The sequence below is a fragment of the Streptomyces sp. NPDC096310 genome, assembly GCF_044763125.1.
In the GTDB taxonomy this organism is placed as follows: Bacteria; Actinomycetota; Actinomycetes; order Streptomycetales; family Streptomycetaceae; genus Streptomyces.
Window position 1 is genome coordinate 622,570 of record NZ_JBIWFO010000001.1, and the last position, 14,942, is coordinate 637,511.

Here is a 14,942-nt window from a genome sequence, read left to right on the forward strand (position 1 = left end):
GTGACATGCGGCTCGGCGCGGTGATCATCACGATGGGTGACCGCCCCGGCGATCTGCGTGCGCTGCTCGACTCCGTCGTCCGTCAGGACGGCGACCCCGTCGAGGTCGTCGTGGTCGGGAACGGTGCCCCGGTGGGCGCCGTTCCGCCCGGCGTACGGACGCTGGAGGTGCCGGAGAACCTGGGCATCCCCGGCGGCCGCAACGTCGGCATCGAGGCGTTCGGTCCGGCCGGCTCCGACGTGGACGTCCTGCTCTTCCTGGACGACGACGGGCTGCTGCCCCGGACCGACACGGCCGCGCTGATCCGCGACGCCTTCGCCGCCGACCCCGTCCTCGGCATCGTCAGCTTCCGGATCACCGACCCGGAGACCGGGCTCACCCAGCGCAGACACGTGCCCCGGCTGCGCGCATCGGACCCGATGCGCTCCTCCCGCGTGACGACCTTCCTGGGCGGCGCCAGCGCCGTACGGACGAAGGTCCTCGCGGAGGTCGGCCCGCTGCCGGAGGACTTCTTCTACGCCCACGAGGAGACCGACCTCGCCTGGCGGGCCCTGGACGCGGGGTGGATGATCGACTACCGCGCCGACATGGTGCTGAACCACCCGACGATGCCGCCGTCCCGGCACGCCGTCTACCACCGTATGGTGGCCCGGAACCGGGTCTGGCTGGCCCGCCGTAACCTCCCTGCCCCCGTTGTCCCTCTCTATCTCGGCGTATGGCTGCTGCTCACCCTGGTACGACGCCCGTCCCGGCCCGCTCTCGCGGCCTGGTTCGGGGGTTTCCGGGAAGGCTGGGCGACCCCGTGCGGTCCGCGGCGTCCCATGAAGTGGCGTACGGTATGGCGGCTGACCCGGCTGGGCCGACCGCCTGTCATCTGACAAGCTCAGTTCTGAGAGCATCGGGTCAATCCCCGGGGCCTGGCCGTCCGCGCCTGTGCCCGACCGGCTGCGCATCTTGAACACGAAAGTTTCAACTTGTGAGTGACACAACCCATGAGGGTGCGATCGCTGTGAGCGCCCCCCCGTCGCCCGACGACGGTCTGTCAGCGGCGGAGCTCGCCGCCAAGTACGGCCTGTCGGTGAGCGGTGCCCGGCCAGGGCTGCGCGACTACGTCCGGCAGCTCTGGGGCCGTCGGCACTTCATCCTGGCCTTCTCCCAGGCGAAGCTCACGGCCCAGTACAGCCAGGCGAAGCTCGGGCAGCTCTGGCAGGTGGCGACCCCGCTGCTGAACGCGGCTGTCTATTACCTGATCTTCGGGCTGATCCTCCAGACCAAGCGGGGCATCCCGCAGGAGGTCTTCGTCCCGTTCCTGGTCACCGGCGTCTTCGTCTTCACCTTCACCCAGAGCTCGGTGATGGCCGGGGTCCGCGCCATCTCCGGGAATCTGGGGCTCGTCCGGGCCCTGCACTTCCCCCGGGCGTCGCTGCCGGTCTCCTTCTCCCTCCAGCAGCTTCAGCAACTCCTTTTCTCCATGGTCGTGCTGGTCACCGTGGCGGTCGTCTTCGGGAGCTACCCGAGCCTGAGCTGGCTGCTGGTGCTGCCCGCCCTGGCGCTCCAGTTCCTCTTCAACACCGGTCTGGCGCTGATCATGGCGCGGCTGGGCAGCAAGACGCCCGACCTCGCCCAGCTCATGCCGTTCGTGATGCGTACGTGGATGTACGCGTCGGGCGTGATGTTCTCCATCCCGATCATGCTCAAGGGCAAGCCGGGGTGGATCGCCGACGTGCTCCAGTACAACCCGGCCGCGATCTACATGGATCTGGTCCGGTTCGCGCTGATCGACGGCTACGGCTCGGAGAATCTGCCCGCGCACGTCTGGCTCGTCGCACTGGCCTGGTCCGTGCTGCTGGGCGTCGTCGGTTTCGTGTATTTCTGGAAGGCTGAGGAGCGGTACGGCCGTGGCTGAGGACAACAAGCGGGGACGCGTCCCCACGGTCATCGCCGACGACGTGCACATCGTGTACCGCGTCAACGGCGGCAGCGGCGGCAAGGGCAGCGCGACCGCGGCGCTGAGCCGCATACTCCGGCGCGACAAGGGGGAGTCGCGGGGCGTCCGCAAGGTCCACGCCGTCCGGGGCGTCACCTTCACCGCGTACCGCGGCGAGGCGATCGGCCTGATCGGCACCAACGGTTCCGGCAAGTCGACGCTGCTGCGCGCCATCGCGGGGCTGCTGCCCGCCGAGAGCGGCAAGGTCTACACCGACGGCCAGCCGTCCCTGCTGGGCGTCAACGCCGCGCTGATGAACGACCTGACCGGTGAACGCAACGTCATCCTGGGCGGTCTGGCCATGGGGATGTCGCGCGAGCAGATCAAGGAGCGCTACCAGTCGATCGTCGACTTCTCCGGCATCAACGAGAAGGGCGACTTCATCACGCTCCCGATGCGCACGTACTCCTCGGGCATGGCCGCCCGGCTGCGGTTCTCCATCGCCGCCGCCAAGGACCATGACGTACTGATGATCGACGAGGCACTGGCCACCGGGGACCGCAAGTTCCAGATCCGCTCCGAGCAGCGGATCCGCGAGCTGCGCAAGGAGGCCGGCACGGTCTTCCTCGTCAGTCACAGCAACAAGTCGATCAGGGACACCTGCGACCGTGTGCTGTGGCTGGAGAAGGGCGAGCTGCTGATGGACGGCCCGACCGACGAGGTCATCAAGGCGTACGAGAAGGAGACCGGCAAGTAGGCCGGGCCGCCCGAGAAGTATGGCAACGCCCCCGCCACAGCGATCGGACGGGGGCGTTGTCATGGCACAAATCGATCACAGTGGGTCAAAGATCGGTCAAGTCCGGTGGGTCGGGGGAAGGTTGGCAGGTATTGCCGCGTTCTTGTCATACGACCAACACCCCGACGTGTTCCTCTTGGTTGTACAACGTAAGCTGGGCCGGGCCGATTCGCGGCAAGTGGGCGATACCCGTGGGCGCCCCGGCTGCCGGCGGGCCTCCGGTACTCGGAGGCGCGGGCGGCGTGTCCGAAATGGGATGTATTGGGTCGGCAGTGTAGAACGGGAGATGTGACGGCAATGACGGAAAATCTCCAGCTCCGCGAGGATTCCGCCGTCCGCGTAACAGGTAGCGCGCAGTGACGGGCGCCCCCGACGCGCGCCCCGACCACGCCTCGCGCGCCACGCTCGGCAAGGCCGCGGACGAGAACTTCCCCGTGGCCCCCTTCTTCCTGCCGCGTGCCTGGCGCGACGACCTGATGGCGGTGTACGGATACGCCCGCCTCGTCGACGACATCGGTGACGGCGACCTCGCCCCCGGCGGCGCCGACGCCCGCCACCTGGGCGTCGCCCCCGGCCTCGCCGGCGACAGGACCGCCGTGCTCGACGCCTTCGAGACCGACCTGCGGCGGGTCTTCGACCTCCACGGCTCCGCGCCCGGCCATCCGCTGCTGCGCGCCCTCGTGCCGACCGTACGGCGTCGCTCGCTGCCCCCCGAGCCGTTCCTCGGACTGATCGGGGCCAACCGCCAGGACCAGGTGGTACGGCGGTACGAGACCTACGACGACCTGCTCGCCTACTGCGAACTCTCCGCCAACCCGGTCGGCCGCCTCGTCCTCGGGATCACCGGCACCGCCAGCCCCGAGCGGCTGCGCCGCTCCGACGCCGTCTGCACGGCGCTCCAGATCGTCGAACACCTTCAGGACGTGACCGAGGACCTCGGCCGCGACCGGATCTACCTCCCCGCCGAGGACATGAAGCGCTTCCATGTCACCGAGGCGGACCTGGCCGCTCCCACCGCGAACGCCTCCGTGCGGTCCCTGGTCGCCCACGAGGCCGAACGCGCCCGCCTGCTGCTGGACGAAGGCGCCGCCCTGGTGGGCAGCGTCCACGGCAGGCTCCGTCTCCTCCTCGCCGGATTTGTGGCGGGAGGGCGCGCCGCTCTCGCTTCGATCGCGGCGGCCGGGCACGATGTGCTCCCCGGGCCGCCCAAACCCACCAAGCCGCGTCTGCTGCGTGAAGTGGGAGCTGTCTTGCGAAGTGCGCACAGAGAGGGGTGAGCCGGAACGTGGAGGGACAGACGCCCATGTCCGCGCCGGTACTGGCGGCCTACAGCTACTGCGAGGCCGTCACCGGGCAGCAGGCCCGTAATTTCGCCTACGGCATCAGGCTGCTGCCGACCGACAAGCGGCAGGCCATGTCCGCGCTGTACGCCTTCTCCCGGAGGGTGGACGACATCGGGGACGGCACGCTCGCACCGGAGGCCAAGCAGACCCGGCTCGAAGAGACCCGGGCGCTGCTGGACCGGGTCAGGGCGGGTGAGGTGGACGACGACGACACCGACCCCGTGGCGGTCGCCGTCGCGGACACGGCACGCCGCTTCCCGGTGCCCCTCGACGGGCTCGACGAGCTGATCGACGGTGTCCTGATGGATGTCAGGGGCGACACCTACGAGACCTGGGACGACCTCAAGGTCTACTGCCGGTGCGTCGCGGGCGCCATCGGCCGGGTCTCCCTCGGTGTGTTCGGCACCGCGCCCGGCGCCCCCGGGGCCGAGCGCGCCGCCGAGTACGCCGACACGCTGGGGCTCGCCCTCCAGCTCACCAACATCCTCCGGGACGTCCGCGAGGACGCGGGCAACGGCCGGACGTATCTGCCGGCCGACGACCTCGCCAAGTTCGGCTGCTCCGCCGGGTTCCGCGGCGCCACCCCGGCGCCGGGCGCCGACTTCGCCGGGCTGGTCCACTTCGAGGTCCGGCGCGCCCGCGCGCTCTTCGCCGAGGGCTACCGGCTGCTGCCCATGCTCGACCGGCGCAGCGGCGCCTGTGTCGCCGCCATGGCCGGCATCTACCGCCGGCTGCTCGACCGTATCGAGCGCGACCCCGAGGCCGTGCTCCGCGGCCGGGTCTCGCTCCCGGGCCACGAGAAGGCGTACGTCGCCGTGCGCGGCCTCTCCGGCCTCGACGCCAGGACCATCACCCGGCAGGCCGTCAGGAGGCGCGGCTGATGCGGGAGCCGCGACCGGTCGCCCCCGCTCCTTCGCACGCATGTCCGTGCGAAGGATGCTCAACCTCACGTGGACATGACGCGTCCCTGACTACGGAGGGCTCGGCGGGACCGAACCGCCCGACGGGTCCGGCGACAAGGGGGAACGCATGACAACGGCCGACGCGGGCCGGGCCCGCCGCGCCGTGGTGGTCGGCGGCGGACTCGCCGGGATCACCGCGGCCCTCCACCTCGCCGACGCGGGGGTGAGCGTGACCCTCCTCGAAGGCAGGCCGCGCCTCGGCGGACTCGCCTTCTCCTTCCGCCGCGGGGACCTCACCGTCGACAACGGCCAGCACGTCTACCTGCGCTGCTGCACCGCGTACCGCTGGTTCCTCGACCGGGTGGACGGCGCCGCCCTCGCCCCCCTCCAGGACCGCCTCGACGTACCCGTCCTCGACGTCGGCCGCGACCGGCCCCGGCTCGGCCGGATCCGCCGCACCGCCCTGCCGGTACCGCTGCACCTCGCGCCCGGCCTCGCGGCGTACCCGCACCTCTCGCTCGCCGAGCGCGCCTCCGTCGCCCGCGCCGCACTCGCCCTCCAGCGGCTCGACCTCACGGACCCCGCGCTGGACGGCACCGACTTCGCCACCTGGCTCCACCGCCACGGGCAGTCGGCCCGTACCGTCGAAGCGCTCTGGGATCTCGTCGGGGTGGCCACCCTCAACGCCACCGCGCCGAACGCCTCCCTGGCGCTCGCCGCGATGGTCTTCAAGACCGGGCTGCTCTCCGAGCCAGGCGCCGCCGACATCGGCTGGTCCCACGTCCCGCTCGGCGACCTGCACGACACCCTCGCCCGCAAGGCCCTGGACGCCGCCGGCGTACGGATCGAGCTGCGCGCCCGGGTCGGCGGGGTCTCCCGCGCCGCGGACGGCGGCTGGCACGTCGACCTGGCCGCCGAACGGCTCGACGCGGACGCCGTCGTCCTCGCCGTACCCCAGCGCGAGGCCCACTCCCTGCTGCCCGAAGGCGCGCTCGACGCCCCCGACCGGCTGCTGGACATCGCCACCGCGCCCATCCTCAACCTCCATGTCGTCTACGGCCGCCGCGTACTGCGCCGCCCGTTCTTCGCCGCGCTGGGCTCGCCCGTCCAGTGGGTCTTCGACCGCACACACGCCTCGGGACTGACGGACGGCCAGTACCTGGCGGTCTCCCAGTCCGCCGCCCAGGACGAGATCGACACCCCGGTCTCCGAGCTGCGGGCGCGCTACCTCCCCGAGCTGGAACGGCTCCTGCCCGCCACCCGCGGCGCGGAGGTACGGGACTTCTTCGTCACCCGGGAGCGGACGGCGACATTCGCCCCCACCCCCGGCGTGGAACGGCTCCGCCCGGCGGCCCGTACCCGCGCCGCCGGCCTCTTCCTGGCCGGCGCATGGACCGCGACCGGCTGGCCCGCGACGATGGAAGGCGCGGTGCGGAGCGGGCTCGACGCCGCGGGCGCCGCTCTCCCCGCACTCGGTCACCGCCATCACCACCCCTTGCAGGAGGCGGCATGAACCCGAGTACTGCACCGATGAGTACTGGAACAAGAGGAGAGACCGTGCCGACCGTGCCCCCGGCCCACCCGGTTGTCGACACCGCGGACGTCCACGCGTTGCTGGAGCGGGGACGGACCCTGTCCACGCCCGTCCTGCGCGCCGCCGTCGACCGGCTGGCCGCCCCCATGGACACCGTCGCCGCGTACCACTTCGGCTGGATCGACGCCGAGGGCCGCCCCGCCGACGGCGACGGCGGCAAGGCCGTCCGCCCCGCGCTCGCCCTGCTCTCCGCGGAAGCGGCCGGCGCCGCCCCCGAGAAGGGCATCCCCGGCGCCGTCGCCGTGGAACTCGTCCACAACTTCTCGCTGCTGCACGACGACCTGATGGACGGCGACGAGCAGCGCCGCCACCGCGACACGGTGTGGAAGGTGCACGGCCCCGCCCAGGCCATCCTCGTCGGTGACGCCCTGTTCGCGCTGGCCAACGAGGTGCTGCTGGAGCTGGGCACGGTCGAGGCGGGCCGCGCCACCCGCCGGCTGACCACCGCCACCCGCAAGCTGATCGACGGTCAGGCCCAGGACATCTCCTACGAGCACCGCGAGCGGGTCACCGTCGAGGAGTGCCTGGAGATGGAGGGCAACAAGACCGGCGCGCTGCTCGCCTGCGCCGTCTCCGTCGGCGCGGTCCTCGGCGGCGCCGACGACCGCACGGCCGACACCCTGGAGTCGTACGGACACCACCTCGGTCTCGCCTTCCAGGCCGTCGACGACCTGCTCGGCATCTGGGGCGACCCGGAGGCCACCGGGAAGCAGACCTGGAGCGACCTGCGCCAGCGCAAGAAGTCCCTGCCGGTCGTCGCCGCGCTCGCCGCGGGCGGACCGGCCTCGCGCCGGCTCGGTGAACTGCTCGCCGCCGACGCCAAGAGCACCGACTTCGAGAGCTTCTCGGAGGAGGAATTCGCGACCAGGGCGGCGCTCATCGAGGAGGCGGGCGGCCGCGAGTGGACCTCCGAGGAGGCCCGCAGGCAGCAGGCCATCGCCATCGAGTCCCTGAACTACGTGGACATGCCGGAAAAGATCCGCGCGCAGCTCGTCGCGCTCGCGGACTTCGTCGTCGTACGAAAGAGATGATCACCATTCCCATATGACCGCAGTCGCCGTCCTGCGCCACCGGCACCGGACGACGGAGACCCCAGGCACAGCAGAAGAACACCACTGCACGAAGGGGAAGCCATGACAGCGACGACCGACGGAAGCACCGGGGCCCTGGGGCCCCGCGCAGCCTCGGCCAGCGGACCGACCGACACCACCACTCTCCCCGCCGCGGGCGGTGACCTCCGGGTCGCCGCCGAGCGGGCCACCGCACGATCCGTCGAGCACCTGCTCGGCCGGCAGGACGCCCAGGGGTGGTGGAAAGGGGACCTGGCCACCAATGTGACGATGGACGCCGAGGACCTGCTGCTCCGTCAGTTCCTGGGCGTGCAGGACCCCCGTACCACCGAGGCCGCGGCCCTCTTCATCCGCGGCGAACAGCGCGCCGACGGCACCTGGGCCACCTTCTACGAAGGCCCTCCCGAACTCTCCGCCACCATCGAGGCCTATGTCGCGCTGCGACTGGCCGGGGACCGGCCCGACGACCCGCACATGGCGCGCGCCTCCCAGTGGGTACGGGAGAACGGCGGGATCGCCGCCGGCAGGGTCTTCACCCGGATCTGGCTGGCCCTCTTCGGCTGGTGGAAGTGGGACGACCTCCCCGAGCTGCCACCCGAACTGATCTTCCTGCCCAAGTGGTTCCCGCTCAACATCTACGACTTCGGCTGCTGGGCGCGGCAGACCATCGTGCCCCTCACCATCGTCTCCGCGAAGCGGCCCGTACGGCCCGCCCCCTTCGCCCTCGACGAACTGCACGCCGACGCGGCCCGCCCCCGCCCCCACCGGCCGCTCGCCCCCGTGACGAGCTGGGACGGCGCCTTCCAGCGGCTCGACAAGGCCCTGCACACCTACCATCGCTTCGCACCGCGCCTGCTGCGCCGTACCGCGATGAACGCCGCCGCACGCTGGATCATCGAACGGCAGGAGAACGACGGCTGCTGGGGCGGGATCCAGCCGCCCGCCGTCTACTCGGTCATCGCCCTGCACCTGCTCGGTTACGACCTCGACCACCCCGTCATGCGCGCCGGACTCGAATCACTCGACCGGTTCGCCGTCCGGCGCGAGGACGGCGCCCGGATGATCGAGGCGTGCCAGTCCCCGGTCTGGGACACCTGCCTCGCCACCATCGCCCTCGCCGACGCCGGACTCAGCCCGGACCACCCGGCCCTGGTCAAGGCCGCCGACTGGATGCTCGGCGAGCAGATCGTCCGCCCCGGCGACTGGTCCGTACGCAGACCCGGACTCGTCCCCGGCGGCTGGGCGTTCGAGTTCCACAACGACAACTACCCGGACATCGACGACACCGCCGAGGTCATCCTCGCGCTGCGCCGCGTCGGCCACCCCGACCCCGACCGGCTCGACGCGGCCGTCGACCGCGGCACCCGGTGGAACCTCGGTATGCAGTCGCGCAACGGGGCCTGGGGCGCCTTCGACGCCGACAACACCAGCCCGTTCCCCAACCGGCTGCCCTTCTGCGACTTCGGGGAGGTCATCGACCCGCCGTCCGCCGACGTGACCGCCCACGTCGTCGAGATGCTCGCCTACGAGGGCAGGTCCCACCACCCCGCCACCCGGCGCGGCGTCGAGTGGCTGCTCGCCGAACAGGAGACCACCGGCGCCTGGTTCGGCCGCTGGGGCGTCAACTACGTCTACGGCACCGGAGCGGTGGTGCCCGCCCTCACCGCCGCCGGACTGCCGCCCTCCCACCCCGCGATCCGGCGCGCGGTCGCCTGGCTCGAATCCGTCCAGAACGAGGACGGCGGCTGGGGCGAGGACCTGCGCTCCTACCGCGAGGAGGAGTGGATCGGGCACGGCGCCACCACCGCCTCCCAGACCGCCTGGGCGCTCCTCGCGCTCCTCGCGGCGGGGGAGCACGGCAGCGAGGCCGTCGAACGGGGCATCGCCTCGCTCGCGGCGACCCAGCGCGAGGACGGTTCCTGGGACGAGCCGTACTTCACGGGCACCGGCTTCCCGTGGGACTTCTCCATCAACTACCACCTCTACCGGCAGGTCTTCCCGCTGACGGCGCTCGGCCGCTATCTCCATGGGGAACCGAAGGCCCTCGCCACCCGCTCCGGCGTCCGACAGGGCGTCTGATGGAGCGGCCCCCGGGGCCGTCCACCGGTCCCGGCACACCCCTGCTGATCGCCTGCGCGCTCTCCATCGAGCGCCTGGCCCTGCGGGGTTCGGGGCGGGGCGCCGCGGCCGGCCCCGTCACCGTGCTCCGTACGGGCATGGGCCCCAGGAACGCCGAGCGTGCCGTGGCGCGCGCGCTCGGCGGGCCCCGGCACGGGGACGCGGCCGTCATCGCCGCCGGATTCTGCGCCGGGCTCACCCCGGGGATGAACCCGGGCGATCTGATCGTCGCCGACCAGACCCGCGACCGGCACGGCGCCACCCCCTGTACCGGCACCGGCCTCCTCGTGGACGCCCTCGCCAGGACCCTACCGGGGCGCACGGTCCACACCGGCCCGCTGACCGGCTCCGACCATGTCGTACGCGGTCAGGAACGGTCCGCGCTGCGCGCCACCGGGGCGCTCGCCGTCGACATGGAATCCGCCGCCACGCTGCGGTGCGCCCTGGCCACCGGGCCACGCCCCGTTGCGGCCGTCCGGGTGGTCGTGGACGCTCCGGAGCATGAGCTCGTCCGTATCGGCACAGTGCGCGGTGGAATATCAGCCTTCCGTGTTCTTCGTGCCGTCCTTCCAGCTTTCTATGAATGGCACCGTTCTTTGCTGCTCCCCAGGAGGTGAGCTAGATGGCCATGCCACTCCGTCAGACCATCAGGGTCGGGACGTACCTCTTCGAACAGAAGCTCCGCAGGCGTGAGAAGTTCCCGCTCATCGTCGAGCTGGAACCCCTCTTCGCCTGCAATCTGGCATGCGAGGGCTGCGGCAAGATCCAGCATCCCGCCGGGGTGCTGAAGCAGCGCATGCCCGTGGCGCAGGCCGTCGGGGCGGTGCTGGAGTCCGGGGCGCCCATGGTCTCCATCGCCGGCGGCGAACCGCTGATGCACCCCCAGATGGACGAGATCGTGCGGCAGCTCGTGGCCCGCAGGAAGTACGTCTTCCTCTGCACCAATGCCATGCTGCTGCGGAAGAAGATCGAGAAATTCACCCCCTCGCCCTACTTCGCCTTCGCCGTGCACATCGACGGGCTGCGCGAGCGGCACGACGAGTCCGTCGCCAAGGAAGGCGTGTTCGACGAGGCCGTCGCCGCGATCAAGGAAGCCAAGCGGCGCGGATTCCGGGTGACCACCAACTCCACCTTCTTCAACACCGACACCCCGGGGACCGTCATCGAGGTGCTCAACTACCTCAACGACGACCTGAAGGTGGACGAGATGATGATCTCGCCCGCCTACGCCTACGAGAAGGCCCCCGACCAGGAACACTTCCTGGGTGTCGAACAGACCCGGGAGCTGTTCAAGAAGTCGTTCGCCGGCGGCAACCGGGCGCGCTGGCGCCTCAACCACTCGCCGCTCTTCCTGGACTTCCTCGAAGGCAAGGCCGACTTCCCCTGCACCGCGTGGGCCATCCCCAACTACTCGCTCTTCGGCTGGCAGCGCCCCTGCTACCTGATGAGCGACGGGTACGTCCCGACGTACCGTCAGCTCATCGAGGAGACCGACTGGACCAAGTACGGCCGCGGCAAGGACCCGCGCTGTGCCAACTGCATGGCGCACTGCGGCTACGAACCGACCGCCGTCCTCGCGACCATGGGTTCCCTCAAGGAGTCCCTGCGCGCGGCCCGCGAAACGGTCGTCGGAACGCGGTGACGGCATGACCACGGGAGAGCCGGTGGGGCGGGGGCTTCCCGCGCCGCCGGCCTCGCCGCTCGCGCGGCGCCGGTCGCGCGCCGCGTTCATGGACGGCGCCGGGTCCACCGAGGACAGGGCGCCCAGGGAAGACGGCGGGCGCCCTCGGGGCCCCGCCGCCACCGTGAGCGACACGAATGCGAGAGGGGGCCGAGCGTGTCCGTCCTGGAGCACATTCGGGGGCCGCACGATCTCAAGGCACTGACGGCGAACGAACTCGACGAACTGACCGGGGACATCAGAGCGTTCCTGATCCAGGCGGTGGCGAGGACCGGGGGGCATCTCGGGCCCAACCTCGGGGTGGTGGAGCTGACCGTCGCCCTGCACCGGGCCTTCGACTCACCCGCCGACCGCATCCTGTGGGACACCGGCCACCAGAGTTACGTCCACAAACTCCTCACCGGCAGAAAGGACTTCTCCAAACTGCGTGGCAAGGGCGGCCTCTCCGGCTACCCCTCCCGCGAGGAGTCCGAGCACGACGTCATCGAGAACTCGCACGCCTCCACCGTGCTCGGCTGGGCCGACGGCCTCGCCAAGGCCCGGGACGTGCTCGGCGGGGAGGACCATGTCGTCGCCGTCATCGGGGACGGCGCCCTCACCGGCGGCATGGCCTGGGAGGCGCTGAACAACATCGCCGCCGCCAAGGACCGTCCGCTGATCATCGTCGTCAACGACAACGAACGGTCGTACGGGCCGACGATCGGCGGCCTCGCCGACCACCTCGCCACGCTCCGCACCACCGACGGTTACGAGAGGTTCCTCGCCTGGGGCAAGGAGGTGCTGCACCGCACCCCCGTCGTGGGCCGCCCCCTGTACGGGTCGCTGCACGGGGCGAAGAAGGGGTTCAAGGACGCCTTCGCCCCCCAGGGGATGTTCGAGGACCTCGGCCTCAAGTACGTCGGACCGGTCGACGGCCATGACATCGCCGCCCTGGAGTCGGCCTTCCACCGGGCCGGACGCTTCCACGGCCCCGTACTGGTCCACTGCCTCACCGAGAAGGGGCGCGGCTACACCCCGGCGCTTCAGGACGAGGCGGACCGCTTCCACACCGTCGGCGTGATGGACCCGCTGACCTGCGAACCGCTGGCACCGGCCGCGGGCCCCTCCTGGACCTCGGTGTTCCGCGACGAGATCGCCGAGATCGGGGAGGAGCGCCCCGACGTCGTGGCGATCACGGCGGCCATGCTCCACCCCGTGGGGCTGACGAAGTTCGCCGAGCGGTTCCCCGACCGGATCTGGGACGTGGGGATCGCGGAACAGCACGCGGTGGTCTCCGCCGCCGGACTCGCCACCGGCGGACTCCACCCCGTCGTCGCCGTCTACGCGACCTTCCTCAACCGCGCCTTCGACCAGCTCCTGATGGATGTCGCCCTGCACCGCTGCGGGGTGACCTTCGTCCTGGACCGCGCGGGTGTCACCGGGGTGGACGGCCCCTCGCACAACGGCATGTGGGACATGTCCATGCTCCAGTGCGTGCCCGGACTGCGGATCGCCGCGCCGCGCGACGCCGACCAACTGCGCGCCCAGCTCCGCGAGGCCGTCGCCGTGGACGACGCGCCGACTGTGCTGCGCTTCCCCAAGGAAGCGGTGGGCCCGGCGATCCCCGCGGTCGGGCGGGTCGGCGGTATGGAGGTGCTGCGCCGGGCGCCGGACGGCGCCGACGACGTCCTGCTCGTCGCGGTCGGCGCGCTCGCCCCGGTCTGCCTCGGCGCCGCCGAACTCCTCGCGGAGCGTGGCATCGGCTGCACCGTGGTCGACCCGCGCTGGGTCAAACCCGTCGACGAACAGCTCGCTCCGCTGGCCGAACGGCACCGGCTGGTCGCGGTCGCGGAGGACAACTGCCGCAGCGGCGGCGTGGGTTCCGCCGTCGGCCAGTCGCTCCGCGACGCGGGCGTCGACGTACCGCTGCGTACCTTCGGCATCCCCGAACAGTTCCTGGCGCACGCCAAACGCGGTGAGGTGCTGGCCGACATCGGCCTCACTCCGGTCGAGATCGCGGGCCGGATCACCACCGCACTGACCGGCAAGGAGAGCCCGCGATGAACGAGTCCCCCCAGCCGGCACCGGCACCGTCCAAGGGGTTCGACCTTGCGAGCCTGCTCGCGGAGCGCGGCGCCGAGCGCTACGAGCTGCACACCAGACACCTCAACCACCAGCTCCCGCGCATGCTGCACACCATCGGCTTCGACCGGGTCTACGAACGGGCCGAGGGCGCCTACTTCTGGGACGCGGACGGCAACGACTACCTGGACATGCTCGCGGGCTTCGGCGTGATGGGCCTCGGCCGGCACCACCCCGTCGTACGCAAGGCGCTCCACGACGTCCTCGACGCCTCCCTCGCCGACCTCACCCGCTTCGACTGCCAGCCCCTGCCCGGCCTCCTCGCCGAGAGACTGCTCGCCCACAGCCCGCACCTGGATCGGGTGTTCTTCGGCAACAGCGGTACGGAAGCCGTCGAGACGGCCCTGAAGTTCGCCCGGTACGCCACCGGCCGCCCCAGGATCCTCTACTGCGGCCACGCCTTCCACGGGCTGACCACCGGCTCGCTCTCCGTCAACGGCGAGGACGGCTTCCGCGACGGCTTCGCGCCGCTGCTGCCCGACACCGCGATCGCGCTCGGCGACCTCGACGCGCTGGAACGGGAGCTGGCCCGCGGCGACGTGGCCGCACTCATCGTGGAGCCGATCCAGGGCAAGGGCGTCCACGCCGCGCCGCCCGGCTTCCTGCGCGCCGCCCAGGAGCTGCTGCACCGCCACAAGGCGCTGCTCATCGCCGACGAGGTGCAGACCGGCCTCGGCAGGACCGGCGACTTCTACGCGTACCAGCACGACGAGGGCGTGGAGCCGGACCTCGTCTGTGTCGCGAAGGCGCTCTCCGGCGGCTATGTGCCCGTCGGCGCGACCCTCGGCAAGGACTGGATCTTCCGACGCGTCTACTCCTCGATGGACCGGGTCCTGGTCCACTCCGCGAGCTTCGGCTCCAACGCCCAGGCCATGGCGGCGGGGCTGGCCGTTCTGTCGGTGCTGGAGGACGAGCAGATCGTCGCGGGCGCACGGGCCACCGGCGAGCTGCTCAGATCCCGGCTGGCCGCTCTCGTGGACCGCTACGAGCTGCTGCACGAGGTACGCGGCCGGGGGCTGATGATCGGCATCGAGTTCGGCCGGCCGGACTCGGTCAGGCTGCGCGGGCGCTGGGCGATGCTCCAGGCCGCCCGCAAGGGGCTCTTCGCCCAGATGGTGGTCGTACCGCTGCTCCAGAAGCACCGGATCCTCACCCAGGTCTCCGGTGACCATCTCGAAGTGATCAAACTGATTCCGCCCCTGATCATCGGGGAGGGCGAGGTGGACCGTTTCGTGGCCGCCTTCACGGCCGTGATGGACGACGCACACGGCGGGGGCGGACTGATGTGGGACTTCGGGAGGACACTGGTGAAACAGGCCGTCGCCAACCGGTAGGGCTGGGTGTCTTCTTTTGCCTCACGGGTAAGAAATTTGCCCCGGAGGAAAGTTCC

12 protein-coding genes are annotated in these 14,942 nt (G+C 71.2%); all 12 read left to right on the forward strand.

Annotated features, from left to right (window positions below):
• Window positions 1–5: 5 nt before the first annotated feature.
• Window positions 6–878 (forward strand): glycosyltransferase family 2 protein, encoded by an 873-nt coding sequence (locus ACIQ7D_RS02430; RefSeq protein WP_403933785.1) that lies wholly within the window; start codon window positions 6–8, stop codon window positions 876–878.
• A 98-nt stretch (window positions 879–976) separates the two neighbouring features.
• Window positions 977–1,906, forward strand: coding sequence for an ABC transporter permease (locus ACIQ7D_RS02435; RefSeq protein ID WP_403932664.1), 930 nt, complete (start codon window positions 977–979; stop codon window positions 1,904–1,906).
• Window positions 1,899–2,684, forward strand: coding sequence for an ABC transporter ATP-binding protein (locus ACIQ7D_RS02440; protein WP_403932667.1), 786 nt, complete (start codon window positions 1,899–1,901; stop codon window positions 2,682–2,684). The genes ACIQ7D_RS02435 and ACIQ7D_RS02440 overlap by 8 nt, the downstream gene beginning before the upstream one ends.
• Before the next feature lie 395 nt (window positions 2,685–3,079).
• On the forward strand, window positions 3,080–4,000 hold the full coding sequence (gene hpnC, locus ACIQ7D_RS02445; RefSeq protein ID WP_403932670.1) for a squalene synthase HpnC: 921 nt from the start codon (window positions 3,080–3,082) through the stop codon (window positions 3,998–4,000).
• Complete coding sequence (hpnD, locus tag ACIQ7D_RS02450) at window positions 3,997–4,947, forward strand: presqualene diphosphate synthase HpnD (RefSeq protein WP_403932673.1); 951 nt, start codon at window positions 3,997–3,999, stop codon at window positions 4,945–4,947. The genes hpnC and hpnD overlap by 4 nt, the downstream gene beginning before the upstream one ends.
• 148 nt (window positions 4,948–5,095) lie before the next feature.
• Window positions 5,096–6,481 (forward strand): hydroxysqualene dehydroxylase HpnE, encoded by a 1,386-nt coding sequence (hpnE, locus tag ACIQ7D_RS02455; RefSeq protein ID WP_403932676.1) that lies wholly within the window; start codon window positions 5,096–5,098, stop codon window positions 6,479–6,481.
• Between the two features lie 17 nt (window positions 6,482–6,498).
• Window positions 6,499–7,593: a polyprenyl synthetase family protein gene (locus ACIQ7D_RS02460; RefSeq protein ID WP_403932679.1), complete on the forward strand. Its 1,095-nt coding sequence runs from the start codon at window positions 6,499–6,501 to the stop codon at window positions 7,591–7,593.
• 102 nt (window positions 7,594–7,695) lie between these two features.
• Window positions 7,696–9,711, forward strand: a complete 2,016-nt coding sequence (gene shc / locus ACIQ7D_RS02465; protein WP_403932682.1) for a squalene--hopene cyclase — start codon at window positions 7,696–7,698, stop codon at window positions 9,709–9,711.
• A complete protein-coding gene (locus ACIQ7D_RS02470; RefSeq protein WP_403932685.1) occupies window positions 9,711–10,367 on the forward strand; it encodes a 1-hydroxy-2-methyl-2-butenyl 4-diphosphate reductase in 657 nt (218 codons plus the stop codon). Before shc ends, ACIQ7D_RS02470 begins: the two co-directional genes overlap by 1 nt.
• A 5-nt stretch (window positions 10,368–10,372) precedes the next feature.
• Window positions 10,373–11,392 (forward strand): adenosyl-hopene transferase HpnH, encoded by a 1,020-nt coding sequence (hpnH, locus tag ACIQ7D_RS02475; protein ID WP_403932688.1) that lies wholly within the window; start codon window positions 10,373–10,375, stop codon window positions 11,390–11,392.
• Window positions 11,393–11,587: 195 nt separating this feature from the next.
• Window positions 11,588–13,474, forward strand: a complete 1,887-nt coding sequence (gene dxs, locus ACIQ7D_RS02480; protein ID WP_403932691.1) for a 1-deoxy-D-xylulose-5-phosphate synthase — start codon at window positions 11,588–11,590, stop codon at window positions 13,472–13,474.
• Window positions 13,471–14,886, forward strand: a complete 1,416-nt coding sequence (locus tag ACIQ7D_RS02485; RefSeq protein WP_403932694.1) for an aspartate aminotransferase family protein — start codon at window positions 13,471–13,473, stop codon at window positions 14,884–14,886. Before dxs ends, ACIQ7D_RS02485 begins: the two co-directional genes overlap by 4 nt.
• Window positions 14,887–14,942 lie beyond the last annotated feature (56 nt).